This is a genomic window from Methylocystis heyeri (assembly GCF_004802635.2).
Classification (GTDB): Bacteria; Pseudomonadota; Alphaproteobacteria; order Rhizobiales; family Beijerinckiaceae; genus Methylocystis; species Methylocystis heyeri.
Window position 1 is genome coordinate 3,653,593 of sequence record NZ_CP046052.1, and the last position, 23,725, is coordinate 3,677,317.

Sequence of the window (23,725 nt, forward strand, 5' to 3'; positions counted from 1 at the left end):
CTGAGCGGTTGGGAGTCTTTGTCGAAACGCCGAGACCCCAAATTCCCTGCTTGAGCCCGTTCCCTTCACGCGAACCGGCGCCCGCTTCGCCCGAAGACGCTCTAATATTTGGCGGCGATGGGCGTCGCCTCGCCCCAGGCGATGGGCCCGCTCAGCGTGAGGCGCACGGCGGGTGGATCCACCGGTTTGAAGGTGCGGTCGGCGATGCCGAAGGCGCTGCCGCCGACATATCCCGGGAACAAGAGGAAATCCTGCTTGCCGAAGACATTGGCGGCGTAGTCGATGTTGTCCGAGCGCGAATTGGCGATGTTGAATCCATCGAGCTGGATCTTCCAGCCATTGTCGAAACGATACCCAATGCGCGCATTGAGCGTTCCGGTGGCCGGAGATTGTATCTGGCCGTTTTCGGTCAGAGGACGCGCGCCGAAATAGCGGTATTGCAATGCGCCGAACCAGCCGGTTTTCTCGCCGATCTCGAGTTCGGCCGAGGCGACCCAGACCGGCGCCAGCGACAGATAATTGCCTGGCGACATTCCCCAAATGCCCATGGGCCATAGGCCGCCGTCGCTGCCCAGCCCCCCGGCGATGTAATTAGCCCAGGCGACCGCCTGCACGGTGTCGAAGCCCTTGAAGCGCGCATGAGTGCCGGTCACCTGGCTGTCGAAATGCGCCCAGGAGGTCGGGTCGTATCTCGTCGTCCATTCGAAGCCGTAGCGTCGGCCGGGACGTCCATAGACGCTGGTGGCGGCGTCGGCGTTGAACTCCTGTTCCGCGTCCATGTTCTGCCAGAACAGCGACAGGCTTGACTCGAGTCCCTCGATCGGCCTGGTGCGGAAACCCGCTTCCGCGCCGCGCGTCTTGGTCAAAAGCTGCACATTGGGGATATAGGCGTATTGGGTCCCGTCGGTCGCAAAATGATTGGTCGCCGCGCGCATGTCTTCGGCGCGCAGCCCTTCGCCGAAGTTCAGGAAGAATTCGGTATTGTAGAACGGCCCGAACACCGTCCCGAATTTGGGGCTGGTGAAGAAACGACCCAATTCGCCGTTGTTGTAGCCGCCGATATAAAACGGCGTTCCCTGGAGCCAGCCCAGCGCCGCGATCGGATTCATCGCGTTGTTGACCGAGCCGTGAACATAGTCGAGCCTGAAGCCTGCAGTCGAGCGCGCCCAGGGCGTCCATTTCAGCGTGGTGTCGGTCCACAGCGCCTGGATATATTCCTTGATGTAGTTGTTGGCGATCTCGTCATACTGGATGCGCTCGTAGGATTCGCCGTTGCCATTGTGGATGAAGTCGAAAATATTTTCGGTTCCGACGCGGGTCTCGGTCGGATAGGAGGCGAGCTGGTAGTTCCAGCCGTGCTGAGCTTTCAGGCCGATCTGATTGCGATGATCATATTGGTGAGTCTGGTCGCCTAGCCCGCCGCCCGTGACCGGCGCTCCGAGCTGATAGGTGAAATTGTCATAGAGATTGGTGTCGTTGTGGATGAAATAGGCTTCGGCGCGCGACCACTGCTCCTTGGTGGTTTCGCTCCAGCGCGCCGAAAGACTGTAGCGGGAGGCGTTGCCGCCGTCGGTCGGGTCCTGGGTTCCCCAGCGCGACATCAACCCCATCCAGACGAGATGATAGGGGATCTGGTCGGTGGCGAAGTAATGGTTGGAATAGGCCATGCCGGTGACTGCGTAGCCATTGTCCTCCGTGCCGACGCTCCAGCGCGCGACGCCGTTGATCTTGCGCGCTTCGTCGGGGCGCTCCCATGGGCCGTTGTAGATATTGCCTTCGAGCGCCATCAGCAGCTCGCCTTCGCCGACGCCCCAGGATTTCGCCATCAGCGTGCGACCCCAGGCGAAACTGCCTCCGGAGGCGAGAATGAGGCCGTTTCGCAAGGAATCCACATATTGCATGTGGACGGCGCCCACCGAGGAGAACACGCCTTCATCGGCAAAATAGGGCCCCTTGCGGACATCCATGCCGCTGAGCAGTTCCGGGATCAGGAAATTGGTGTCGGCATAGCCGTTGCTGTGCACATGAGACGGCTGGTTGACGTTCATGCCGTCGAGCGTGATGCCGATATCATAGCCGTGATCGAGCGCGAAGCCGCGCAGGAAATACTGGTTCGCCTTGCCCATGCCGCTGTGCTGGGCCACGACGAGGCCGGGCACGATTTCAAGCGCCTCGCCCGGCTGGGCGTAGATGCGCTCCGTGACCTGCTGCTCGGAATATATGCGTTCGCTCGAGGCCGTGACCGCGGGCTGGACGCCCGGCTGCGGGTTGCCGACGACATCGGGGGAAGGAAGCGCCGGGGCCGCCGGCTCTGTCGCCGCCGGGGCGCGGGGCGCCGGAGCGGGGGCCGCCGTCGGCTTGGGCTTTCGCGCCGCAGCGCCGACTTCGATGGACGGCAATTTTTCCTGGGCCAGCGCCGCGGGCGCAGCGAGAGCGAGGGTCAGAGCGGCAGCGCTCGCGCCGGCGTAGAGAGCGCGGGCAAAGAATGAGAACGACATGACATATCCTTCGGCCCGCAAGCTCGCGGGCGGACAGCAGCCTCTGGTGAGGTCCGCGCATGGAAATTTCGGGCGGCGACGGCGCTCGAGGAACGCTTCGGGTCAGCCGTAAATCGGAGATGCTCTGGCGCGATGCGATTTGGCGAGCCGGCCGGATCGCGCGGCGGTCGGGCTGAACTCGGCGAGGCGGATGGTGACGGGCGCCGCCCTATTCAGCAGCTGCGCCGGCGCCGCGGGGACGCCGGTCAGTCCGCACAGCTGGCACAGCGTGCAACAATCGCCATGCCGTCCGGCCGGCGGCGCGCTGTTTTTCTGATTGAGACAATGCGCGGAGACTGCATTGGAATGCCCCGCCGCCATGCCGATATGATAGGCGCGCCCCTGCGCCGTCGCGGTGAGCGCGACGGCCAGAACGATCAGCAGAAGCCAATGGCGCACTGCGGGCATGTCGGTATTTCGTCTCGGGCGGCTATGAAATCTTACCCGAAGCTTACCTACCGAAAATTGACGAAACAACGACGATAGCATCGACGCTCGCAGATTTTATGGCTGATGTGTCTCTAAGGACACATGAGGGACGGCGCGCTTATCCTTTGAAAGAGGATCGCCGGGTGACGATAATGCGCCCTGGTGATTTGCGGCCGAAGGAAAACATGGGTGTTCGCCTCAGAACCGCGATGCTGGCTGCGGCCCTGCTGGTCGCGGGTTTCGCGCTTCGCGCGCCGTTCGATCAACTGCGACGCTATTTGATCGCCCGCTGCAACGATCCCGTGCGACTGCCCCGGCTCGCGGAGGAGTCGCGGGTCCGTTTTCAGCCGGGCGCAAGGGACTGCGCCGCGCGCGTCGCTGAAATGCTCCCGGCGGCTCTCGCCCGGATCGAGCAGGAGCAGGGGCGTCCCTTCGCCAACCCTCCGACCGTCGCCGTCTATGTTTCCTATGAGGACTACGCCCGGGCTGGCGGCCTCGGCGACGCTTCGGTCGCCGCGGTGGCGCGCTCCGGCTATGTGCTGCTCTCGCCGACGCTCTGCGGCGACGAAAGCGAGCGTCTCGCCGGGGTGCTCGCCCATGAGCTTTCGCATTCTCATATTTTTGGCTGGCGCAGGTCCTGGTTCGCCGCACGGCCGCCGAGCTGGTTCACCGAGGGGCTCGCCGTGATGGTCTCTGGAGGCGGCGGCGCCGAGGGCGTCGATGAAGCCATGGCCGTCAGGGCGATGGCCAGGGGCTGGGCCATAACAATCGAAGACACGGGGCTGTGGCGGGATTTCGGCGCGATTGGATTTGCGGCCGAGCCGCCGCCCGAGATATTTGGGGGCGACCGCTTTGCGGGGCGCCAGCGTCTCGCCTATCGGGAGGCGCAGATGTTCGTCGCCTGGCTGCGTCGCATCGATCCGCAAGGGTTCGCGCGTCTTCTGAACCGCGTCGAGAACAACGAATCCTTCAAGGATTCATTTGTGAAAATCTACGGCGCAGGCTCCTCCAGGCGCTGGAGCGAATTTCTCGCCGGGGTCTCCCGATAGGGCATCATATGCGTTCAGGCCTCTCGTCAGACCAACCGAATTTGCGTCCGCTTCACGGGCTGCTGCTCGATCTCGACGGCGTCGTCCTTGTCGCGGGTCGGCTTCTGCCCGGTTCGCTGGAGGCGATCGGGCGCATCAGGGCGGCGGGATTGCCGATGAAATTCATCACCAACACCACAAGGCGGCCGCGGCGGCGCATCGTCGAAGGCTTGACGGCGCTCGGAATAGGCGTCTCTGAGGAGGACGTCTACACCCCCGCGACCATCGCGCACGACCTTTTCGCGCGGGAGGGGTTGAGCCCGTTTCTCATCGTCCATCCCGATTTGAAGGAAGATTTTATCGGCCTGCCCGCCGATGGCGTGGAGGCGGTCGTCGTCGGAGACGCGGGGGAATTCTTCACCTATCCATCGCTCAACCAGGCGTTTCGAAAAATCCACGACGGCGCGCCTTTCTACGCCCTCGCCAAAAATCGCAATTTTCTGGATCACGACGGAGAGCTGAGCCTGGATGCAGGCCCCTTTGTCGTCGGCCTCGAATATGCCTCGGGGCGCGAAGCCATCGTCCTCGGCAAGCCTTCGCCGAATTTTTTCAGGACCGCCGTCCAGGGCCTCGGCTGCGCGCCCGAAAATGCGGCGATGATCGGCGACGACGCCGAAGCCGATGTCGGGGGCGCGATGTCGGCCGGGCTGATGGGCGTTCTGGTGCGAAGCGGCAAATACCGGGCGGGACATGAAGACCGTCTCGCCCGCCCGCCGGACCTCATCGCCGATGATCTGAGAGCGGCGGTGGATATTCTTCTGGGCTGAAATTCAGCTGAGCGCCTGTTCGATATCGATGATGAGATCTGCGGCGTTTTCTATGCCGATCGACATGCGGATGAGGCCCGGCGTAATCCCGATCTCGCGCCGCGTTTCTTCGGCAAGCCCGGAATGGACCGTGGTCCAGGGATGGCAGATCAGCGACTCGGTTCCGCCGAGGCTCACCGCCAGCTTGAAAATCTGAAGGCGGTCGAGAAAAGCGAAGGCCGCCGGCTCGCCGCCCTCGATCTCGAAGGAAAAAGTCGAGCCCGCCGAGCTGGATTGTTTTTCCATCAGGGCGCGGGCGGGATGGCCCTCCGGCAGTAGCGGCGGGTAATGCACCCGGGCGATTTCGGGCCGCTTTGCGAGATAGCGCGCGATCTCGGCCGCATTGGCCGCGGCGCGCTCCATGCGCAAGGATAGGGTCTCCAGCGACCGCGTCAGCATCCAGCAGGAGTGCGGATCGAGCTGGGTTCCGATCGCGCCGCGCATGGCGCGGATCGGTTTCAGGCTTGCGGCCGAACCCAATACCGCGCCGCCGATGAGATCGCTGTGCCCGCCGACATATTTGGTCAGCGAATAGAGCGACAGATCCGCCCCATGGAGCAGGGGCGCCTGAAAGGCAGGGCCGAGCAGGGTGTTGTCGCAGCATAGCAGCGGCCTGCCGTCCTGGCGGGCGCCGAGTTCTTCCGCAATACGCCGCGCCAGCGCAATGTCGGTCAGCGTGTTGAGAGGGTTGGACGGCGTCTCGATGAAGATCAGGCTGATGCGCCCGTGCTTTTGCGCCTCCTCGCCGGCGGCCCTCATTTCGGCTTCGCTGGTCCCGTCCTTGAAGCCGACGCCCTTGATCCCGAACTGCGCCATGATGCGGTCGATCAGCACCTCGGTTCCGCCATAGAGCGGCCTGCTGTGCAGAATGGCCTCGCCCGGCCGCGCATAAGAGAGGATGGTGGTGGCGATCGCGGCCATTCCCGATGCAAACACCAACCCGCCGCCGGCGTGCTCGCAGATCGCCAGCCGGTCTTCGAGTATTTCGAGATTGGGGTGGTTGAACCTGGAATAGATGAGGCCGCTCTGGCCTTCCTCCGCCGGGACGCGGCCGGAGACCTGATCGAAAAAATCGCGGCCCTGCTCGGCGCTCTGAAACACGAAGGTCGAAGTGAGGAAAACCGGCGGCTTGACCGACCCTTCCGAAAGAGCGGGGTCGTAACCGTAATTGACCATCAGGGTTTCGGGATGCAGCTCATGTCCGCCGAGGCGGGCCTTGTGGTATCGCGCAGTATCCATGGCGGAGCCTCCGGCGCTCGCCGGCGCCGGCCGTGAGCGGACGGCGCGCTGACAGGTAAGTTATCGCTCGCGCCGCCCAAGCCAAGAGAAGGCTGCGGATTTTGTGTCGAAGCTGGTCTCTGCCATCGGGCGCGGATGCGCGATGGCCTATACCCTGGACCAATCCCGAAACGATGGACATCCGCTTTGCAGCAACGAACAAGGAGGAATCATTAGATGGCTGCCGAAATAAGCCGCTGCTCTATCTCAAAATGGATAGGCTCATTTGGCGGGCCTCTAATCTGTATTGAATCGGACCATAGGAACGGGTGGCGCGGAGCGAATCGCGCTCGTTTGACGCAAGACAATGTGGAAGACGACTATCAGTTAGCCTGCAATGTTGCAGGCTACGCCGGCATCATAAGCTTAAGAGGATTTCAAGCTTTAATTTTGGGTGGCATGCCTTTGGAAACAGCAGTATTTACCGACAATGAAGGTAAAAAAGTTATAACAATAGCCGTTTATTCGGACACCGATGAAGACATATATCATTGGTTGCTATGCCTAAATCGTGAGTTTTTTGATGATTGCAAATAGAGAGTTCGCTTAGACGTACGTAGTGGGTCATTAAGCATTTTTGACTCTGCGCAGGATGGCGGGAACGATGATTTTCCGGTGATCTATTTCGAGTTGTGTCCAGGATGTTATGAAGTAGCTACAAAAGTCTATAATCCGGACGAGAGAACACAGCTCGTTCTGCATAAATTTATAAGGTGCGATAGGTCTTCCAGTTGATCGGTTCGCGAGCCGAAGGCGACGCGATCCAGAGCGGCGCCCAAGCTCTATTACGTCCACACCGACCATCTCGGCCGTCCGGCGCGGATGACGGCGCAGAACCAGGGCTGGGTTTGGGATGTGATCTACGCCCCCTTCGGCGCGGTGAGCCATATCTGGACCAACCCGGAGACGATGGACATCCGCTTCCCCGGCCAGTGGTTCCAGCTCGAAACCGGCCTCGCCTACAACTGGCATCGGCATTACGATGCGAGTTTGGGGAGGTATCTACAGCCCGATCCGATTGGCTACGGCGGTGGGCGGAATTTGTATGGGTATGTTGGTGGGAATCCGTTGGGGTACGTCGATCCGGATGGCAGAAATCCGGTACTGGTTGTTGCGGGGATTTGCGCAGAGTTCCCAGCCCTTTGTGCAGCCGGCGCCGCAGCTGCATCAGAGATGGTGTCGAATGTAATCGACGCTTATAAACATTACCCACCGGCGGATAAGCCAGAGGATCCATGTGAGGCGCAGGTTCTACGGGACGAGGCAGTGTGTGGCTCTCTTCCAAATAACACAGCGCCACAGAAAGCAGCACGTTCTAGATGCTGGGATAGCTCCGCCAACCGTTACGGTGCTTGCCGTGCAGGGAATCCTCTGCCCCCTTTAGCTACATAGTGGGATGATGAACCAATGACGGCCATTGCAGAACGTGAGTTTCATCTGAAAACAGATCCACTTGCGAGGGTTGTGCTCTCAGTTGAAGCGCCCCTCATGGATGGCGATGATTTCAGATGTGATTACTGCATCGAGTGGCCGTCTGGAGCTGAGCACGGCCATGCTTTTGGGGTGGATTCTCTACAAGCTCTCGTTCTCGCTCTGCAAAGAGCGGGAGCAGATATCCATGCCTCTATGTATGCTAAATCTGGCGATCTTATCTGGATAGCTGAGGGCAATGGCTTAGGACTGCTTATTCCGCTTCCGGGGACATAGCCACGAGCTGAATGTTTGATTACGGAGTCTCAATATGGATGCTGTAGCCGCCCAAAAACTTATAGCGTTAGCGACGTCCATAGACAAAACGATCGGGGCTATATTGGATGAGGTCGAAAATATCAGTGACGATCAAGAACGGGCGCGCTACAAGCGCGCAATCGAAGATATAATGGGCTATATTGCGCGGGACCTGATTTTTCCAATTGTTGATCAGCACCCACAGCTAGATCCAGATAAGTGACACGCACCGTACCCGATACTGGTTTTCTGAAAATTGGCAGCCAACAAGTGCTGCGGGCGCTGGTTAGCTGGAGGGTTTCCCCGTTGGCAGGAGACCGCAAAGACATCCGCCAGCGACAGCGGCGCGGCGGGCTCGAATAATTCCCTGAGCTACAGCTACGATGTCGAGGGGCGGCTCTCCAAATCCTCCGCGCCGCTCCTGCTGTTCAACAACGGCGGGCGCTACGGCTATGACGCGCTCGACCGCCTGGCTTGGCGGGTGGTAGCGAAGCCCTTGCCAACTCCGTCGATCACGACGCTCTATGTCCATGACACCCACAACCACATCATCGCCGAGACGGATCTGTCGGGCGTCACCTGGCGCGAATATATCTGGCTGGACGATCTTCCGGTCGCGGTGGTGGATGGGGTCAACACCGGCTCGCCCAAGCTCTATTACGTCCACACCGACCATCTCGGCCGTCCGGCGCGGATGACGGCGCAGAACCAGGGCTGGGTGGTAAGCGCCAAGGCAGCCCCGTGATGGCGGCGCATAGGTGGCCCAGCTATCAATAGCAGCACAATTTGTACTGCTGTGAGCATCTATGTCTGCGCCTATGCCTGGTGATAGAAGTTTCCAACTGATCGAAGCCGTGGTTGATCGTCTTGATGGCGCTCCGGTTTCTCGCCGTCGCCGGTGGTCTGACGAGTTCAAGGCACGAGCTGTTGCGGCGACACTGGATCCCGACGTGAATATTTCCGCGGCCGCGCGGGAGATGGGCATTTCGCCGTCTCAGCTTTTTGGCTGGCGCCGGCAAGCGATGCGCGAAGGTGCGGTGACGGCCTCGCCTACCGCTTGCGCGAATCCGCCGGATGTCGAGGGCAGGTCTGCGCCAACGGTGGAAATCTCCGTCGGCGCCACAGTGATCCGCGTCAGCGCCGACATTGGCGAAGCCGATCTGCGTCGCGTGATCCGCGCGGTGCGCTCGGCATGATCGCGTCGGGCGTGAAAATCTATCTGGCCAGCCAACCGGTCGATTTTCGCAAAGGCCCGGACGGTTTGCTGTCGCTGGTGCGCGATGTCGGCGCCGACCCGTTCAACGGCGCGCTTTATGTGTTCCGGGCCAAGAGAGCCGATAGAATCAAGATCGTTTGGTTTGATGGGACCGGCGTGTGCCTGTTCTCGAAGCGATTGGAGGAATCGCAATTTTGCTGGCCGCGGATCGGGCCAAACCAGGTTCAACTCAATCATGCCCAGTTGATGGCGCTGGTTGACGGATTGGATTGGAAACGGGTGCGTCCGGTCGACCTCAAACGCCCGGTCAGCGCCGGCTGAACGGTCGGAAAATCGGCATGATTACGTTGAAAACACGAGCGTTTCCACTGGATCTGTGCTTTAATCATCCTAATGAAAATGCTCGATTTTCCGCTTCCTGACGATGTTGACGCGCTGAAAGCGCTGGTCCGCGTCATGGCCGAAAAGGCGGCGCGCACAGAGGCGCTCGAAAGCGAAATCCGCGACCTCAAAGTCCTCAATGCGGCAGCTGACGAACGCATCGCCCGGCTGACTTCGATCCTCAAGGCGCTGGAGCGAAACCGCTTCGGCAAGCGCTCGGAAAAGCTGGGGGCTGCCGCGGCCGAACAGCAGGCCTTCGTGTTTGAGGAGATCCAGACCGGCATCGCCGAAATCAAGGCGGGGCTGGACAAAGCGGGCGGCTCGGCCAAACAAAAGCGGGCGCCGCGTCCGCGTAAGGCGTTCGCCTCTCATCTTGAACGGGTCGAGGTGGTGATCGAGCCCGAGGTACCCGCCGAACATCTGGGCAAGGAGAAGATCAAGATCGGCGAGGACGTTTGTGAACGCTTGGACGTCGAGCCGCCGCGCTTCCGGGTGATCGTCACCCGCCGCCCGAAATACGCCTTCAAAGACGTCGACGTCGATGGCGTCATCCAGGCGCCTGCTCCCGCGCGCATTATCGAGGGCGGCATTCCCACCGAGGCCCTGTTGGCGATGATCGCCGTCTCCAAATACGCCGACGGCCTGCCGCTTTATAGGCAGGAAGGCATTTACGCCCGCGACGGGGTCGAGCTTGATCGTTCGCTGATGGCGCAATGGATGGGGCGGCTTGGCTTCGAACTGGAGCCGCTTTCGGACCATGTGCTGTGGCGGATCAAGCAGAGCCCGCGCGTCTTTGCCGACGAGACGACGTTGCCGACGCTGGAGCCCGGCGCCGGCAAGGCGAAGAAAGCCTATTTATGGGCCTACGCGAGAGACGATCGGCCCTTTGGCGGCGGCGATCCGCCGATGGTCGCCTACCGCTTCGAGGACAGCCGTTCCGGCGATTGCGCCTTGCGGCATCTGAAGGGGTATTACGGCATTCTGCAAGTCGATGGCTACGCCGCCTATCAGCGGCTGGCCGGGGCAGATCGCGGCGAGAAGGCTTTGCTCCTGGCCTGCTGCTGGGCGCATCTGCGCCGAAGATTTTACGAACTGCATGTCGCCGGCAGCTCCAGCTTGGCCACCGCTACGGTCGAGCGGATGAAGGATCTCTGGTCGGTGGAAGACCAGGTTCGCGATCTGATGCCGGACGATAGGTTGGCGGCGCGCCGCCAATCCTCGGCTCCGATCGTCGCCGAATTGTTTGCGCGCTGGGAACGGGAGCTGGCGCTCATCTCGGGCAAATCCAAGCTCGCCGAACACATCCGCTACGCTTTGGGGCGCCGAGCCAGCTTGGAACTGTTCCTCGCCGACGGCCACGTCGAGATCGACTCCAATGTAGTCGAGCGGGCGATCCGGCCCCAGACCATTACAAGAAAGAATGCGCTCTTCGCCGGTTCCGACGGTGGTGGCCGGACGTGGGCAACTTTGGCGACCCTGCTGACCACCGCGAAAATGAACGGCGCCGATCCATTCGCCTGGCTCAAGCAAACCCTCGAGCGCATCGCCAACGGCTGGCCAAACCGCGACATCGAGGCTCTCATGCCCTGGAATTACGTCGCCTAAACGGCCTCGGCTTTGCGCTTACGCTGGGTGTAGGATGTGATCTACGCCCCCTTCGGCGCGGTGAGCCATATCTGGACCAACCCGGAGACGATGGATATCCGCTTTCCGGGTCAGTGGTTCCAGCTCGAAACCGGCCTCGCCTTCCAGCAACTGGCTCCGCCACGTGGTGATCTGGTTCGGGTGGACGTCGAACTGCTGCGCCAACTCGGACAGCGTCTTCTCGCCCTTGATCGCGGCCAAAGCCACTTTCGCCTTGAAGGCCGGTGAATGCGTCCGGCGGCTCCGTTTCGTCATCGAATGCTCCTGATTCGCAGCGAGAATCCTCGCCGTTGTCAGGCAGATAATCCACTCAAGCTACTGTCCGAATTTGTGAGGCCAGCTCTATGTCGGCGCCGTCCCGGGCCAGGGTCCAGATGCGGCGGTTCACCGACAGCGAGAAAACCGGGCGCAGCTTGTCGACATTCTGGATCAGCGCCGCCGCCGGCGTCTTTTCTAGTTCTTCCGACTCGGGCGCGTCCTGGGCGATCTCGGCTTCCCATTCGCCGCGCTCGACGCCGTCGCCGGATTTGAGGGTCTGGATCCGATGGTCGCCGTCGTCTCTGACCCGCAGCTCATATCCTTTACGATGCAGCTTCTCCCCGGCGAGGTCGAAATAGGCGGTGTGAAAGCGCTTGTCCTGAGGCTCGATCTCGCGGAGCGTCTCCAGCGCGCCAAAGAGTTCGGCCATCTCGGGGTCGAGACGAATTTTCAGCTCCACTTCCCTCGGCATTTTCGCGCGCCTCAAACGGAAGAGTTGGGAATGCGCCCTCGCGCCCTATCCAGCGTCTATCGTATCGTTCCGACCGGGATCTCCGGCATGGGGCAATGCGAAGCGGTCAGGTCCAGCGCAATGCGGAGAAGCTCCGTCGTGTCGGTCGGCTTGACGAACACCTGATCCGCTCCCGCCTTGCTGGCTTTTTCGTGCACGGCCGGAGCGGTGGAGTCGGTCATCACGATGACGGGCAGGTTCTCGAGGCGCCCGTCGCCGCGCAGGGCGCGCAAAAATTCGATCGGGTCGAATCCCGGCAAATCGAGATCGAGCAATATGACGCCGGGCCGCACGTCCTGGTCGTCCTCGATCAAAAGCACGCGGCAGGGCTTTTTCTTTGGTGCGTCCGACATGATGCTTTCCGCGCGCGTTTTTTAAGACCCGCGCGGTGATAGATAATCCTGTTTGGCCGCCGGCAATGCCCCGGGACGCGTTTTTACAAGACCACGACCCGCACGCCTTTCTTGACGCGTCGATAGAGGTCGATCACATCGGCGTTGAGCATGCGAATGCAGCCGGAAGAAACCGCATGGCCGATGGTTTCCGGCTCGTTGGTGCCGTGGATGCGGAAAAGCGTGTCCTTGGGGCCCTTGAACAGATAGAGAGCCCGGGCGCCGAGCGGATTGTCCAACCCGCCTTCCATATGGCTCGGGAGATCGGGGCGGCGCAGCAGCATTTCCCTCGGCGGCGTCCAGCCCGGCCAAAAGGCCTTGCGACCGACCTGGGCGGTTCCTTTCCAAGCGAAACCCTCACGCCCGACGCCGATGCCATATTCGATCGCCTGACCGTCGCCGAGCGAGAGGTAGAGCTTGCGCCGGGCGGTGTCTATGGTGATCGCGCCCGACTGCTGTCCGGTCGGATCGTTGACGAGGGTCGCGGTCGTCTGCCGGAAATCGACCTCGTCGTCGTAATCCACCGGGGAGGAATAGTTCGGGTCCGCGTCCGAAGGGCCGGCGCCGGGGCGAAGCCGCGCCGAACGCTCCCGGACCGCAGGGCGATCATACAGGCGATCCTGCGCATCATAGTCCTGGTCGAGCCGGCTGCCCGAGCGGGGCTGCGGCCTGTAGACAGGATCGGGCTCCGGGTCGGAATAATCATAGGGCGGATAGGCCTGCGCCGGCGCGTAATACTGGGCGCGGGCGGTTTGCGCGCCGAGCGTGAGGGAGCCTAGGACGCCGCCGAAGAGGCAGAGGATTCGCAAGCGGGACATTGCTGACAGCCTTCAACTTTCAAACGCTTCTGTCGCCGGGAATGACGGCGAAATATGGGCGCCGGCGCTTTTGCCTCCCTCGCCCGCCGCGCCTTGCGCGCTAGTACATATGCCGTGGCCGGCGACCGGCCACTCGGTCCGGCGCGGTCGCCGATAAGAGACGCAAAAGCCATGAGCAGCAAATACGGGCCGGCCCAGATCAAGGCGGAAATCCAAAAGGCGCTGCATGAGGTCGGCTCCGACATCGCCGTGATCTTGGACGGCGACGAGGTGATTTTGGAGGGCGCGGTCGGAACCTGGGCCGATCGCATCGCAGCGGAACGCATCGCCCGCGCGGTCAGCGGGACCGACAGGGTGAGCAACCGCATCGTGAAAAAAGACGCCGGAAACGACACCGTCCATGAGGCGGGGATCGAGTCTTTTCCCGCGAGCGATCCTCCGGCGTGGACTTCGGGTTAAGCGAGTTCCGGCGCCGCGCCGCTGACGCTCTCGCCGTCGCGCGCGCGCAGCGTCCAGAAGGACAGCGACGACAGCACGGTCAGGACGCCGAGGGTCAGAAAGGCCTTGTGCAGGGCGGCGATCACGGCGGCGTGGTTGGACTGGGGCAGGCCGTCGAGATACCAGCCCGCGATCAGGGAGCCGAGGGCGAGGCCGAAGCTCATCGAGATTTGCTGAAACGAGCTGGCGATGGTGGAGGCCTGGCTCGAATCCTTCTCCGGAACGTCGGCATAGGCCATGCTGTTCATGCTGGAGAATTGCAGCGAGTTGAAGAACCCCAGCGCCAGGCCTATCGCGACGATGGCCACGAGCGGCGTCGTCTTGGCGACGAGGGCGTAAAGAGCGATCGTGGCGCCGATCATCACCGTATTGACGATGAGAACCCTTTTATAGCCGAAGCGGGCCAGCACCCGCCGCGATATGGTCTTCATGGCCATCGCGGCGGCGGCCGTCGGCATCATCAGGAGGCCCGATTCCCAGGGCGAATAACCCAGCCCGACCTGGAACAGCAGCGGCGTCAGAAAGGGCAGGCCGCCGACGCCGAGGCGCGTGACGAAACCGCCGATCACCGAGACCCGAAAAGTGCGGAATCTGAACAGCGCGAGCCGCAACAGCGGAAAGGGCGCATGAAGCGCATGACGCCAGTAACCTCCCAGCATAGCGAGGGACAGGCAAAAAAGCGCGACCGCGGGCGCGGCCGCGATCTCATGCTCGCCGAAGATTTCCAGCAGCCAGGAGAGCAGGGCGGTCCCGCCCCCGAAAAGCGCGAGCCCGAGCCAGTCGAGCGGCGGCGCCGCGCCGCCGCGATAATCGGGCATGTGGCTCAAGGCGAGCCAGAGCGCAATTGCGCCGATGGGCGCGTTGACGAAAAATATTTCGCGCCAGGACAGCCAGTGGACGATCAGGCCGCCGATGGTGGGCCCCAGCAGCGGGCCGATCAGCGCGGGGATAATGACGAAATTCATCGCCTGCAGCAGCTCGGCTTTGGGGAATGTGCGGATCACGGTGAGCCGCCCCACCGGCATCATCATCGCCGCGCCGATTCCCTGCAAGATGCGGGCGGCGATCAACCAGGCGATGCTTTGGGCTAGTCCGCAGAGCACAGAAGAAATGGTGAAAACCGCGATCGCTGCTGAAAAAACCCGCCGCGTTCCATATTTGTCGGCGATCCATCCGCTCACCGGAATGCAGACGGCGAGGCTGAGAATATAGCTCGCGGCGACGGCTTTCAGACTCAGCGGCGCCACATTGAGGCTCGCCGCCATGGCCGGAACGGCGGTGTTCACAATGGTGGAGTCGAGCTGCTCCATGAAGAGGGCGCTGGCGACGACCCAGGGCAGGAAACGCTTGACGCTCAAATTGTCTCTCCGCCTTGAGATGGCTCGTCGCGATTATAGGCCTGTTCGAGAACCCGGCGATTATTCGAGAGTTCATCATAGCCGCGATAAGCCTTACATTAGATAGCAACGCCGCCATTCACGCAGAAACGCCATCATGCCCGCCATCGCCATCTGCAACCTTTCCGAAGAGACTTATCGCGCCCCGAAAGGTCCGAGCGGCGCGGAACGGCCGCAGCGCGGAAGAGGAAATATGCGCTATCCTGGAAGCCGCGGTGCGCCCGGTAGGACGTCTGCGCCTCGGCGGCACATTGGCGGAAATGAGCCGTAAGATCGGCCTGACCAACGCCGACGTCGACGCCCTGGAACAGGCCCGTGATCGCAAGCCTGCGGAGCCGCTGCGCTTCGAATGATACGATTTCCGGATTTTGTGTTCGGGACCGACCAGCCCCCCTCGCCCTGAGCCCGCTAGCGCGCTTTCCGCTCGAACGGTGGAGCATCCTTCGAGGCTTTTTGCGTCCGCAAAAAGCGCCCCAGGATGAGGGCGTCGAGCCGGCGTCAGGGCGCAGAGATCGAGCGGAATTGATATGAATCTGCTGGACGCGAATCGTCCCGAAGGCGTGAAGCCCAATCTCAATCGCAAGCTTCCTCCGATCCGTGTCGGAAGGGAAGCGCGGCTTCGCAATCGGTCATCATCTCGTCGACGGCGCTCCGTTCCCGCACCAGAAAATCGGCCACCGCGGCGCCAAAACGCGGATCGGCGAATTCATGCGCGGAGAGGGTCAGCGCCGGGCGATAGCCGCGCGCCAGCTTGTGTTCGCCCTGGGCCCCCGCCTCCACGCGCCTGTATCCGTTCCGGATGGCGTATTCGATCGCCTGATAATAGCAGACCTCGAAATGAAGAAAGGGACGCTCCTCGAGCGCGCCCCAGTTGCGCCCGTAGATCGCGTGGTCGCCGAGAAAGTTTATGGCTCCGGCGATATGATCGTCGCCGCGGCGCGCCATGACCAGCAGTATCCGATCCGCCATCGATGCGCCGATATGGTCGAAGAATGCGCGGGTGAGATAGGGCCGGCCCCATTTGCGCGATCCGGTGTCCATATAGAAAGCGAAGAAGCGGTCCCAGTGGCGGGGCTTTATGTCGGCGCCGGTGAGCAGCTCTATCGATATGTCCGCGCCCAAAGCCTCGCGCCGCTCGCGCTTGAGCGCTTTTCTCTTGCGCGAGGAAAGTTCGCCCAAAAAGTCGTCGAAGTTCCGATAGCCGCGGTTGAGAAAATGGAACTGCACCCCGGTGCGCAGCAGGAAGCCCGCCTCCTGCAGCTTCTCAGATTCGTCTTGCTCGATGAAGGTGAGGTGAAGCGAGGAGGCGCCTGTCCGCTCGCGCAAGGCGCGCAGCCCCTGGATCAGAGCGCTTCCGGCCTGCGCCGGCGCGTCGCCGCGCAACAGGAGCCGGCGTCCGCTCACCGGCGTGAAAGGCGCAGCCACCTGTATCTTGGGATAATAGCGGCCTCCCGCCCTTTGGTAGGCGTCGGCCCAGCTCGAGTCGAACACATATTCCCCGAGGCTGTGGCTCTTGAGATAGCTCGGCGCCGCCGCGACCAGCCCGCCGGAGGCGTCCTCGACGAGAACATGCGCCGGCGTCCATCCCGATCGTCCTCCAACCGAGCCGGAGCGTTCGAGCGCGACGAGAAACGCATGGGCGACGAAGGGATTGAAACTGTCCGCGGCGAGCCCCTCGGCGGGATTGGCGCAAGCGTCCCAGGCCGCGGGATCGACCTTTTCGAGCGACTCGACGATGCGGATGGTGAAGGAGGGCTGTGACATCCAGAGGCGAGCAGCAAAATCCGGGCCGAAGACTGCCGGAACGCGGTCCGCAGAAGCTGGCGAACTTTTGCGGCATGCACTTTCCGTTTTTCAATCGAACGCGCCTTGCGACGAAAATCTCAGCTCGTCTCGGCGGCGACGAAGTGCTCTTTCAGAATGTTGTCTCCCTTGCGCGAGTCGACTTCCTGCAGAAGAACGTCATACCCCCACAAGGACTGGAGATGCTTCATCACCAGAGCGGCTTCTTCGGCCTCGAGGAAGCGTCCCTCGACGACCTGGTGATGGAGGACGAGCTTTCTGCTTCCCGCGAGATCCACATCCACCACTTCTATGTGCGGCGATTGCGCCGGCGCGTCATATTCGGCGGCGAGGCGGCGGCGCAGCTCGCGGTAGCCTCTTTCATTGTGGATCGCCGCGACTTCGAGATAGGGAAGGTCCTTCTGGTCGACGACATGGAACAGCCGCCATTTGCGCATGAGGGTCGGGCTGAGAAACTGCGCGATGAAACTGTCGTCGCGATAATTGGCCCAAACGTCGCGGAGCGCGGCCATTTCGTCGCCGGTTCCGGCGAGATCAGGGAACCAGACTTTGTCCTCCGGGGTCGGATCGCGCACGATGCGCGCGATATCCTGCATCATGTCGAACCCGAGCGCATAAGGATTCACGCCGCCATATGAAGGCTCGTAATACATGGGCTGGCGGATGACGCCGGTGTGCGAATGAAGGAACTCGAGAAAGCTTCCGTCCGTGATTCTGCCGGTTTCATGAAGGCGCGTCATTATCCTGTAGTGGCAATAGGTCGCGCAGCCCTCGTTCATGACCTTGGTGAGCTGCTGCGGATAGAAATATTGGGCAATCAGCCGGACGATCCGAAGCACTTCGCGCTGCCAGGGCTTCAGCCGCGGCGCTGCTTTTTCGAGGAAATAGAGAATATTCTCCTGAGGCAGGCCGAGCATCGCGCGCTGCCGGTCCTTGCCGGCTTTGGCGAGCGGCTGCGCGCGGCCCGGCACCGTCCTCCACAGGTCGTTGTAGACCCGCTCGCGCTCCTGCATGCGGTCGCGTTCGCGCTTCTCTTCCTGCTGCAGATCGAGCGGCCGCTTGTGCGGCGAGCGATCGACCCCTTGCGCCATCAGCGCATGGGCGGCGTCGAGCAGGCGCTCGACCTCGGCATGGCCGTAGCGCTCTTCGCAGGTGGAGATGTAGTTCCGCGCGAAGGCGAGGTAGTCGAGTATGCTTTCCGGCGCGGTCCATTGCTGGAACTGATAGTTGTTCTTGAAGAAGTGGTTGTGCCCGAAGGCCGCATGCGCCATCACCAGGGCCTGCATCGTCGCCGAGCTGCCTTCCATGATGTAGCTTATGCAGGGATTTGAATTGATGACGATCTCATAGGCGAGGTCTTGCAGCCCCTTGTGATAGATCGTCTGGTGCTGGACGAATCTCTTGCCGAACGACCAATGCTTGTAGAAGATCGGCATTCCCGTCGAAGCATAGGCGTCCAGCATCTGTTCGACGGTGATGACCTCGATCTGATTGGGGAAGACGTCGAGCCCGAGCTCCTTCTCGGCGATCGGTTCGATCGCGTCGTAGATTCGCTGGAGCGTCTCGAAGTTCCAGTCCTTGCCTTGGAAAAGCAGCGGTCCTGCCGTCATGCCTGATCACCATGAGCGGCGCCTGCTTCCCGCCTGTGGAACAATTCCCTGAACACGGGATAGATGCGCTCCCGCCGCGACACGCGTCTCATCTGGAATTTGCCTCCCTCCTTCTGGAGAGGGGCATAGGCCGTCCATAGCGAGCTTTGCCCGCCTTCGAACGGATTGGCTTCGTCGAGAAAGGATTCCCTCACCTCGATATAGGCGAAATACTGGCACAGCGGCAGGATGGCGCTCTGCAACAATTCGCGCGTGAGGTCGTTGTCTCCGAGGAGATTGTCGCCGTCGGACGCCTGGGCTGCGTAGATGTTCCAGTCCGCGGGATCGTAGCGGTCCTTGACCACGCGCAGCATTTCCTCGAGCGCGGAGGAAACCATGGTGCCGCCGGTCTCGACCGAACGAAAGAAGGTTTCTTCGTCGACCTCGGCCGCTTCGTCGGTGTGTCTTATGAACACGACCTCGATGCGCTTGTAGCGGCGCATGAGAAAAATATGCAGCAGCATGAAGAAGCGTTTGGCGATGTCCTTGGTGTGCTCGGTCATGGACCCGGACACGTCCATCAGGCAGAACATCACGGCCTGGGCCACGGGCTTGGGAAAGCGCTCGAAGCGACGGTAGCGCAGATCCACCGGATCGAGATAGGCGACGCGGCTGCGCCGCCTGCGCAGGGCGTCGAGCTTGCTTTGCAGGCTTTCGACGCTCGCGCTTTCCTCCGCCGCGGCTTCCGCGAGCTCGCTTTCCAGCCGCGCGATGGTCTCCGCTTTCGGCCGGCCCAGCGCGATCCTTCGCGAGAGGGACATGCGCATGGTCCGGTTCAGCGCCAGATTATTGGGCGTGCCGGTGGTGGCGTAACCGGCCCGTCTCAGCCCTTCCTTGTCCACCAGCGCGATTCTTCGCTTGGCGAGATCGGGCAATTCGAGATCGTCGAGGAAAATATCGAGGAACTCCTCGCGCGTCAGCATGAAGCGGAAAGCGTCCTGCTGGCCCTTGCCGCCGCCGGCGCCGGAAGCGGCCCCATCTCCGCCCTCCCCGCCGGGAGGCCGTGCGATGCGGTCGCCTTCGACATATTCCCTGTTGCCCGGCAGGATCAGGTCCCGGCGCGAGCCGGGGCCATGATGGAGGATCGGCTGCCGCACGCCGTCTGCGGGAATAGAGATTTCCCCCGGATTCTCGAGTTCTTCGATCGAACGCTCGCGACTGGCGTCGCGCACTGCGCGCTCGACCATGCGCTTCACGCGCCTCAGGAATCGCTGCCGGTTTTCGAAGTTCTTGCCGCTCGGATTAAGGCGACGATCGACGATGCGCATGCGTTTACGTCTCACAGCTGCCGTGGATTGGTTCAACCAGACTGTTTGACGCGCATGTACCATTCCACCAAACGGCGAACCTGCCGCTCGGTATAGCCGCGCGTCGTCATGCGACTGACGAACTCCCCATGTTTTTTCTCGGTTTCCGTGTCCTTCTTGGAGCCGAAGCTGATGACGGGCAGCAAATCCTCGACCTGCGAGAACATTCGCTTTTCGATGACGTCTCTTATCTTTTCGTAGCTGTTCCAGGAGGGATTGCGGCCCCCGTTGGCGGCGCGCCAACGCAGTGCGAATTTGACCACCTCATTGCGGAAATCCTTGGGGTTTGCGATGCCGGCGGGCTTTTCTATCTTGGTCAGCTCCTGGTTGAGCAGCTCCCGGTCCAGCATTTGCCCCGTATCCGGGTCCTTGAAATCCTGATCTTCGATCCAGGCGTCGGCGTAGTCGATGTAGCGGTCAAACAGGTTTTGGCCGTAATCCACATAGGATTCGAGATAGGCTTTCTGAATCTCGTTTCCAATGAATTCGGCGTAGCGGGGCGCGAGCTCCGCCTTGGTGAACTCGAGATAGCGCTTCTCGGTCTCGGGCGGCAGTTGTTCACGACGCACGCTCTGCTCCAGCACATACATAAGATGCACCGGATCGGCGGCGACTTCCACCGTGTCGTGGTTGAACGTCGCAGCCAGAACTTTGAAGGCGAAGCGGGTGGAGAGGCCGTCCATTCCTTCGTCCATTCCGGCGGTTTCGCGATATTCCACCATGCTTCTTGCGCGCGGGTCGACCTCGCGCAGGCTTTCGCCGTTGTAGACCCGCATTTTGGAGAACAGATTGGAGTTCTCATGCGGCTTCAGCCGCGAAAGCACCGTGAACTGAGCCAGCATCTCCAGAGTTCCCGGCGCGCAGCTGGCGCTGGCGAGTTCCGAGGTCTTCAGGAGCTTTTCATATATCCTCTCCTCCTCAGACACGCGCAGGCAATAAGGAACCTTGATCACATAGATGCGGTCTATGAACGCCTCATTGTTGCGGTTGGAGCGGAAACTCTGCCATTCAGATTCGTTGGAATGCGCCATCACTATGCCCGAGAACGGAATGGCGCCGATATTTTCCGTCCCGATATAGTTGCCCTCCTGAGTCGCGGTCAGGAGCGGATGCAGCATTTTGATCGGCGCCTTGAACATCTCCACGAATTCGAGCAGGCCCTGGTTGGCGCGGTTGAGTCCGCCGGAATAGCTGTAGGCGTCCGGGTCCGCCTGGGCGAAGTCCTCCAGCTTGCGTATGTCCACCTTACCGACGAGCGAGGAAATGTCCTGGTTGTTCTCGTCGCCGGGCTCGGTCTTGGCGATTGCGACCTGGCGCAGCCGTGACGGCGTGAGCTTGACCACCGTGAAGCGCGTTATGTCTCCGCCGAATTCGTCGAGCCTGCGCAGGCACCAGGGGCTCATCAGGCCTGTCAGCCTTCGGCGGGGGACGCCGTATTTTTCCTCCAGCATGGCGCCGGCGGTCGCCGGATCGAACAGGCCGAGCGGGCTTTCGAAGACCGGGCTGATCTCCTGCCCCGCCTTCAGCACATAGATCGGGTTCTGCTCCATGAGAATCTTCAGCCTTTCGGCGAGGGAGGATTTGCCCCCGCCGACCGGCCCGAGCAGATAGAGAATCTGCTTGCGTTCCTCGAGACCCTGCGCGGCGTGACGAAAGAAACTGACGATGCGTTCGATCGTCTCTTCCATCCCGTAGAATTCCGCGAAGGCCGGGTAGATACGGATCGTCCGGTTCATGAAGATCCGACCGAGCCTCTGGTCCTTCGAAGTGTCGATGAGCTCCGGCTCGCCGATCGCGTCGAGAATTCTCTCGGCCGCGGTGGCGTAGACTTTGGGGTTCTCACGGCAAAGGTCGAGATAAGCCGAGAGCGGCATCTCGATCGAGCGACGCTCTTCGTACGACCTTGCGAATTGCGCAAATACGTCTGCTGTCATCACACCGCCACTTATTGAAGTTGAGTTTTTCACTCCAAGAGGAGGTCTTCCCGCAGCCTCCTTCTCCCTGAGTCATATGAGTAGCGCGCACGCATTAGCCAAGCCGGCACTCGGAGAAACTGGGGCAGCTCGGTTAATTCGGTTCGCCGCGACAGTAGACGGGCCTTCGCGATGAACCCGGTGCAAAATTCATCGATCCGACGCGATTTTTTCTTTGTGCGCCGATTTCCCCGGAATGCCCGCCCCGGCGCGTTCGTCTCAAAAAGACGCAATGTTTGGACCATTCAGTCCTTTCGACTCCATCGTGCTCAGGTTCAATCAGAGCCTTAGTCGCTGTTTGCGTACTTTACGCAATTTGCCGGGCGCGGGCCTTGTGCTCCAATTCAGGAGCACCCTGGATGTTCGCTTCTGCAAGGAAAGCGTGGAGTTGCAGGCGTCCACGCCTCTTTGGGGAAGGAGCGGCCAGGGTGCGCCGCTCGCCGCTGCAGAAGCGGAGACCGAAGCTTTTCGGCGCCGAAATATCCCGCGCATTGTCGCATGGATGGGCGCCGGTGGGAGACCGGCGATTTAGACGGCGCCAGATGACGGAGCGTTCGAGGTAAGCATGACGCATTCACAAGATCACCTATCCTGCGCGACAAAGGCTCTCGAGAATTTCGAGCGCTGTTTTGGCTGCAATAAGGCCGATGCGATCTCCGATCTGATCTCCGATCTAGGCCATCTCGCAGATCAGCTCGGACTCGACTATATGCAGGAAGTGGAGAGAGGAGTGGGACATTGGCGCGCGGAGCGCGGCGCGCCTCTCGACGCCGTAACCGTCGATCTCACATAGCCGCGCCAGCGTCGGAACGCGCGGGGGCTGTGGCGTGAACGATTTTTCCCTGACGATCCATGGCGGGGCCGGCGCTCTCCTCCCGAGCGACGGCTATGCGGAGTCATTGCGGCGCATTGTCGACTCCGGCGCGCGCCTCCTCGCGAGCGGGGGATCGGCCCTCGACGCCGTCTCCCACTGCGTGGCCCTGCTCGAGGACGATCCGCTCTACAACGCCGGCCGCGGCGCCGTGCTCGACGCCGAAGGCGAGGTTCGCCTCGATGCGTCGATCATGGACGGGCGCAATCTCGCCGCCGGCGCCGTGGCGGGGGTTCGCGGCGTGAAGAACCCGGTTCTGCTGGCCCGGGCCGTCATGGAAAGAACTCCTCACGTCCTCTTGATCGGAACCGGGGCGGAGAATTTCGGCCGCGCCCAGGGCGCGCTTTTTGAAAGGCCGGAATATTTCCTGACTGAAAGGCGCGTCCGCGAGCTTGCGGCCATAAAGCGACGCGGCGCAGACGACGCGGGAACGCCGATGGGCACGGTCGGCGCGGTCGCACGCGATCGATGGGGCGATCTCGCCGCCGCGACCTCCACGGGCGGCCTCGCCGGCCAGCTCGGAGGCCGGGTAGGCGATTCTCCGATTATCGGGGCCGGCGCCGTCGCCGACAATGCGAGCTGCGCAGTCTCGTGCACGGGCGCGGGCGAGCATTTCATCAAAACCTCCCTCGCCAGAATGGCCGCGTTCAACATAGAGTTTCGCAATATGCAGGCCCTTGACGCCGCTCGCGAGACCTTGCGCTATCTCGTCGACAGGATTGGAGGAGTCGGCGGCTTCATCCTCGTCGACCGCCACGGCCGTTGCGCGCAAGCCCATTCGACTCCGGGGATGCTCTTCGCAAAGATCGAAAACGGCGAGATCGTCGTTCGGATGAAATCTGAGTAACCGCGCCGGAACTGAAATTCGCGGTCAATGCGTACGTGGCGCAGGCCGCTTGTTCGCCTGCGCTTTTCGTCTAAATGACTCTTGCGGACGGATACGGCGGGATGTCATGCCGATGAGCGCGATGGCTCCGAAGCGGAAACCCGCTTGTTCAAAGCTTTGGATTTTGGCGGCGCGCGTTTCCGCGCGTGTGGCTGGAGGGTAGTCATGGCCGACTCTGGTCAGAGGCGAGTCGACTCCCGACGATTCATTCCCAAAAAATGCGTGGTGGATCCGGCGGCGGCGGATAGCGCCGCG

Annotated in this window: 23 protein-coding genes and 3 pseudogenes; 14 read left to right on the forward strand and 12 right to left on the reverse strand. The window is 61.7% G+C overall.

Annotated features, from left to right (window positions below):
* Positions 1–101: 101 nt before the first annotated feature.
* Together H2LOC_RS16415 and H2LOC_RS16420 are read right to left on the reverse strand one after the other, a co-directional pair.
* Complete coding sequence (locus H2LOC_RS16415; protein WP_136497902.1) at positions 102–2,498, reverse strand: TonB-dependent receptor; 2,397 nt, start codon at positions 2,496–2,498, stop codon at positions 102–104.
* Positions 2,499–2,600: 102 nt separating this feature from the next.
* Entirely contained in the window at positions 2,601–2,945 is a 345-nt protein-coding gene (locus tag H2LOC_RS16420; protein WP_136497901.1) for a DUF2946 family protein, read from the reverse strand.
* 206 nt (positions 2,946–3,151) lie between these two features.
* On the opposite strand from H2LOC_RS16420, the gene H2LOC_RS16425 reads away from it, so the two are divergent.
* On the forward strand, positions 3,152–4,015 hold the full coding sequence (locus H2LOC_RS16425; RefSeq protein ID WP_136497900.1) for a hypothetical protein: 864 nt from the start codon (positions 3,152–3,154) through the stop codon (positions 4,013–4,015).
* 8 nt (positions 4,016–4,023) lie between these two features.
* Positions 4,024–4,821 carry a TIGR01458 family HAD-type hydrolase gene (locus tag H2LOC_RS16430; protein WP_136497899.1) on the forward strand — a complete coding sequence of 266 codons (798 nt, stop codon included), beginning with the start codon at positions 4,024–4,026 and terminating at the stop codon, positions 4,819–4,821.
* Positions 4,822–4,824: 3 nt separating this feature from the next.
* On the opposite strand, the gene H2LOC_RS16435 is transcribed toward H2LOC_RS16430, so the two are convergent.
* A complete protein-coding gene (locus H2LOC_RS16435) occupies positions 4,825–6,099 on the reverse strand; it encodes a cystathionine gamma-synthase family protein (protein WP_136497898.1) in 1,275 nt (424 codons plus the stop codon).
* 216 nt (positions 6,100–6,315) lie between these two features.
* On the opposite strand from H2LOC_RS16435, the gene H2LOC_RS16440 reads away from it, so the two are divergent.
* From H2LOC_RS16440 to tnpC, 8 genes and pseudogenes are all read left to right on the forward strand, one after another.
* Positions 6,316–6,675 carry an Imm21 family immunity protein gene (locus H2LOC_RS16440; RefSeq protein ID WP_136497897.1) on the forward strand — a complete coding sequence of 120 codons (360 nt, stop codon included), beginning with the start codon at positions 6,316–6,318 and terminating at the stop codon, positions 6,673–6,675.
* A gap of 246 nt (positions 6,676–6,921) precedes the next feature.
* Positions 6,922–7,530: pseudogene (locus H2LOC_RS22130) on the forward strand (RHS repeat-associated core domain-containing protein); the annotation flags it as partial.
* A gap of 15 nt (positions 7,531–7,545) precedes the next feature.
* The gene (locus tag H2LOC_RS16450) at positions 7,546–7,845 is read left to right on the forward strand and encodes a DUF6968 family protein (RefSeq protein WP_136497895.1); all 300 of its coding nucleotides are present in this window, start codon (positions 7,546–7,548) and stop codon (positions 7,843–7,845) included.
* A gap of 34 nt (positions 7,846–7,879) precedes the next feature.
* Positions 7,880–8,089 carry a hypothetical protein gene (locus H2LOC_RS16455; protein ID WP_136497894.1) on the forward strand — a complete coding sequence of 70 codons (210 nt, stop codon included), beginning with the start codon at positions 7,880–7,882 and terminating at the stop codon, positions 8,087–8,089.
* 33 nt (positions 8,090–8,122) lie between these two features.
* Positions 8,123–8,611 (forward strand): hypothetical protein, encoded by a 489-nt coding sequence (locus tag H2LOC_RS16460; protein ID WP_136497893.1) that lies wholly within the window; start codon positions 8,123–8,125, stop codon positions 8,609–8,611.
* Between the two features lie 61 nt (positions 8,612–8,672).
* A complete protein-coding gene (locus H2LOC_RS16465) occupies positions 8,673–9,062 on the forward strand; it encodes a transposase (protein WP_136495378.1) in 390 nt (129 codons plus the stop codon).
* Positions 9,059–9,403 carry an IS66 family insertion sequence element accessory protein TnpB gene (gene tnpB, locus H2LOC_RS16470; RefSeq protein ID WP_136495377.1) on the forward strand — a complete coding sequence of 115 codons (345 nt, stop codon included), beginning with the start codon at positions 9,059–9,061 and terminating at the stop codon, positions 9,401–9,403. The genes H2LOC_RS16465 and tnpB overlap by 4 nt, the downstream gene beginning before the upstream one ends.
* A gap of 78 nt (positions 9,404–9,481) precedes the next feature.
* Positions 9,482–11,068, forward strand: coding sequence for an IS66 family transposase (tnpC, locus tag H2LOC_RS16475; protein ID WP_246206786.1), 1,587 nt, complete (start codon positions 9,482–9,484; stop codon positions 11,066–11,068).
* A 129-nt stretch (positions 11,069–11,197) separates the two neighbouring features.
* On the opposite strand, the pseudogene H2LOC_RS16480 reads toward tnpC, so the two are convergent.
* The 4 genes and pseudogenes from H2LOC_RS16480 to H2LOC_RS16495 all read right to left on the reverse strand — a co-directional run.
* Positions 11,198–11,362, reverse strand: a pseudogene (locus H2LOC_RS16480) (transposase); the annotation flags it as partial.
* Positions 11,363–11,417: 55 nt separating this feature from the next.
* Positions 11,418–11,837: a CYTH domain-containing protein gene (locus tag H2LOC_RS16485; RefSeq protein ID WP_136497892.1), complete on the reverse strand. Its 420-nt coding sequence runs from the start codon at positions 11,835–11,837 to the stop codon at positions 11,418–11,420.
* Positions 11,838–11,893: 56 nt separating this feature from the next.
* Entirely contained in the window at positions 11,894–12,229 is a 336-nt protein-coding gene (locus tag H2LOC_RS16490; RefSeq protein ID WP_136497891.1) for a response regulator, read from the reverse strand.
* A gap of 83 nt (positions 12,230–12,312) precedes the next feature.
* Complete coding sequence (locus H2LOC_RS16495) at positions 12,313–13,086, reverse strand: L,D-transpeptidase (RefSeq protein WP_136497890.1); 774 nt, start codon at positions 13,084–13,086, stop codon at positions 12,313–12,315.
* Between the two features lie 171 nt (positions 13,087–13,257).
* Between H2LOC_RS16495 and H2LOC_RS16500 the strand changes: the two genes are divergently transcribed.
* On the forward strand, positions 13,258–13,545 hold the full coding sequence (locus H2LOC_RS16500; RefSeq protein WP_162009792.1) for a BON domain-containing protein: 288 nt from the start codon (positions 13,258–13,260) through the stop codon (positions 13,543–13,545).
* On the opposite strand, the gene H2LOC_RS16505 is transcribed toward H2LOC_RS16500, so the two are convergent.
* Entirely contained in the window at positions 13,542–14,942 is a 1,401-nt protein-coding gene (locus H2LOC_RS16505; protein ID WP_246206867.1) for an MFS transporter, read from the reverse strand. The genes H2LOC_RS16500 and H2LOC_RS16505 overlap by 4 nt on opposite strands.
* Before the next feature lie 136 nt (positions 14,943–15,078).
* On the opposite strand from H2LOC_RS16505, the pseudogene H2LOC_RS16510 reads away from it, so the two are divergent.
* Positions 15,079–15,334, forward strand: a pseudogene (locus H2LOC_RS16510) (FitA-like ribbon-helix-helix domain-containing protein).
* Between the two features lie 220 nt (positions 15,335–15,554).
* On the opposite strand, the gene H2LOC_RS16515 reads toward H2LOC_RS16510, so the two are convergent.
* The 4 genes from H2LOC_RS16515 to H2LOC_RS16530 form a co-directional block, all read right to left on the reverse strand.
* On the reverse strand, positions 15,555–16,745 hold the full coding sequence (locus H2LOC_RS16515) for a GNAT family N-acetyltransferase (protein ID WP_136497888.1): 1,191 nt from the start codon (positions 16,743–16,745) through the stop codon (positions 15,555–15,557).
* Between the two features lie 119 nt (positions 16,746–16,864).
* Positions 16,865–18,394, reverse strand: a complete 1,530-nt coding sequence (locus H2LOC_RS16520) for a SpoVR family protein (RefSeq protein WP_136497887.1) — start codon at positions 18,392–18,394, stop codon at positions 16,865–16,867.
* Positions 18,391–19,701, reverse strand: a complete 1,311-nt coding sequence (locus tag H2LOC_RS16525) for a YeaH/YhbH family protein (RefSeq protein WP_136497886.1) — start codon at positions 19,699–19,701, stop codon at positions 18,391–18,393. The genes H2LOC_RS16520 and H2LOC_RS16525 overlap by 4 nt, the downstream gene beginning before the upstream one ends.
* Positions 19,702–19,733: 32 nt before the next feature.
* Positions 19,734–21,674: a PrkA family serine protein kinase gene (locus H2LOC_RS16530; protein ID WP_136497885.1), complete on the reverse strand. Its 1,941-nt coding sequence runs from the start codon at positions 21,672–21,674 to the stop codon at positions 19,734–19,736.
* A 604-nt stretch (positions 21,675–22,278) separates the two neighbouring features.
* Here H2LOC_RS16530 and H2LOC_RS16535 point away from each other — a divergent pair.
* Positions 22,279–22,506 carry a hypothetical protein gene (locus H2LOC_RS16535; RefSeq protein WP_136497884.1) on the forward strand — a complete coding sequence of 76 codons (228 nt, stop codon included), beginning with the start codon at positions 22,279–22,281 and terminating at the stop codon, positions 22,504–22,506.
* 34 nt (positions 22,507–22,540) lie between these two features.
* On the forward strand, positions 22,541–23,431 hold the full coding sequence (locus tag H2LOC_RS16540; protein ID WP_136497883.1) for an isoaspartyl peptidase/L-asparaginase family protein: 891 nt from the start codon (positions 22,541–22,543) through the stop codon (positions 23,429–23,431).
* Positions 23,432–23,725 lie beyond the last annotated feature (294 nt).

Excerpts from the sequence above, each read along its gene's own strand:
- H2LOC_RS16455 (WP_136497894.1), top strand. The coding sequence starts at position 7,880 with ATGGATGCTGTAGCCGCCCAAAAACTTATAGCGTTAGCGACGTCCATA.
- H2LOC_RS16490 (WP_136497891.1), bottom strand. The coding sequence starts at position 12,229 with ATGTCGGACGCACCAAAGAAAAAGCCCTGCCGCGTGCTTTTGATCGAG.
- H2LOC_RS16530 (WP_136497885.1), bottom strand. The coding sequence starts at position 21,674 with ATGACAGCAGACGTATTTGCGCAATTCGCAAGGTCGTACGAAGAGCGT.
- H2LOC_RS16535 (WP_136497884.1), top strand. The coding sequence starts at position 22,279 with ATGACGCATTCACAAGATCACCTATCCTGCGCGACAAAGGCTCTCGAG.
- H2LOC_RS16520 (WP_136497887.1), bottom strand. The coding sequence starts at position 18,394 with ATGACGGCAGGACCGCTGCTTTTCCAAGGCAAGGACTGGAACTTCGAG.
- H2LOC_RS16440 (WP_136497897.1), top strand. The coding sequence starts at position 6,316 with ATGGCTGCCGAAATAAGCCGCTGCTCTATCTCAAAATGGATAGGCTCA.
- H2LOC_RS16430 (WP_136497899.1), top strand. The coding sequence starts at position 4,024 with ATGCGTTCAGGCCTCTCGTCAGACCAACCGAATTTGCGTCCGCTTCAC.
- H2LOC_RS16495 (WP_136497890.1), bottom strand. The coding sequence starts at position 13,086 with ATGTCCCGCTTGCGAATCCTCTGCCTCTTCGGCGGCGTCCTAGGCTCC.
- tnpC (WP_246206786.1), top strand. The coding sequence starts at position 9,482 with ATGCTCGATTTTCCGCTTCCTGACGATGTTGACGCGCTGAAAGCGCTG.
- tnpB (WP_136495377.1), top strand. The coding sequence starts at position 9,059 with ATGATCGCGTCGGGCGTGAAAATCTATCTGGCCAGCCAACCGGTCGAT.
- H2LOC_RS16425 (WP_136497900.1), top strand. The coding sequence starts at position 3,152 with ATGGGTGTTCGCCTCAGAACCGCGATGCTGGCTGCGGCCCTGCTGGTC.
- H2LOC_RS16500 (WP_162009792.1), top strand. The coding sequence starts at position 13,258 with ATGAGCAGCAAATACGGGCCGGCCCAGATCAAGGCGGAAATCCAAAAG.
- H2LOC_RS16515 (WP_136497888.1), bottom strand. The coding sequence starts at position 16,745 with ATGTCACAGCCCTCCTTCACCATCCGCATCGTCGAGTCGCTCGAAAAG.
- H2LOC_RS16415 (WP_136497902.1), bottom strand. The coding sequence starts at position 2,498 with ATGTCGTTCTCATTCTTTGCCCGCGCTCTCTACGCCGGCGCGAGCGCT.
- H2LOC_RS16450 (WP_136497895.1), top strand. The coding sequence starts at position 7,546 with ATGACGGCCATTGCAGAACGTGAGTTTCATCTGAAAACAGATCCACTT.
- H2LOC_RS16420 (WP_136497901.1), bottom strand. The coding sequence starts at position 2,945 with ATGCCCGCAGTGCGCCATTGGCTTCTGCTGATCGTTCTGGCCGTCGCG.
- H2LOC_RS16435 (WP_136497898.1), bottom strand. The coding sequence starts at position 6,099 with ATGGATACTGCGCGATACCACAAGGCCCGCCTCGGCGGACATGAGCTG.
- H2LOC_RS16525 (WP_136497886.1), bottom strand. The coding sequence starts at position 19,701 with ATGCGCATCGTCGATCGTCGCCTTAATCCGAGCGGCAAGAACTTCGAA.
- H2LOC_RS16485 (WP_136497892.1), bottom strand. The coding sequence starts at position 11,837 with ATGCCGAGGGAAGTGGAGCTGAAAATTCGTCTCGACCCCGAGATGGCC.
- H2LOC_RS16465 (WP_136495378.1), top strand. The coding sequence starts at position 8,673 with ATGTCTGCGCCTATGCCTGGTGATAGAAGTTTCCAACTGATCGAAGCC.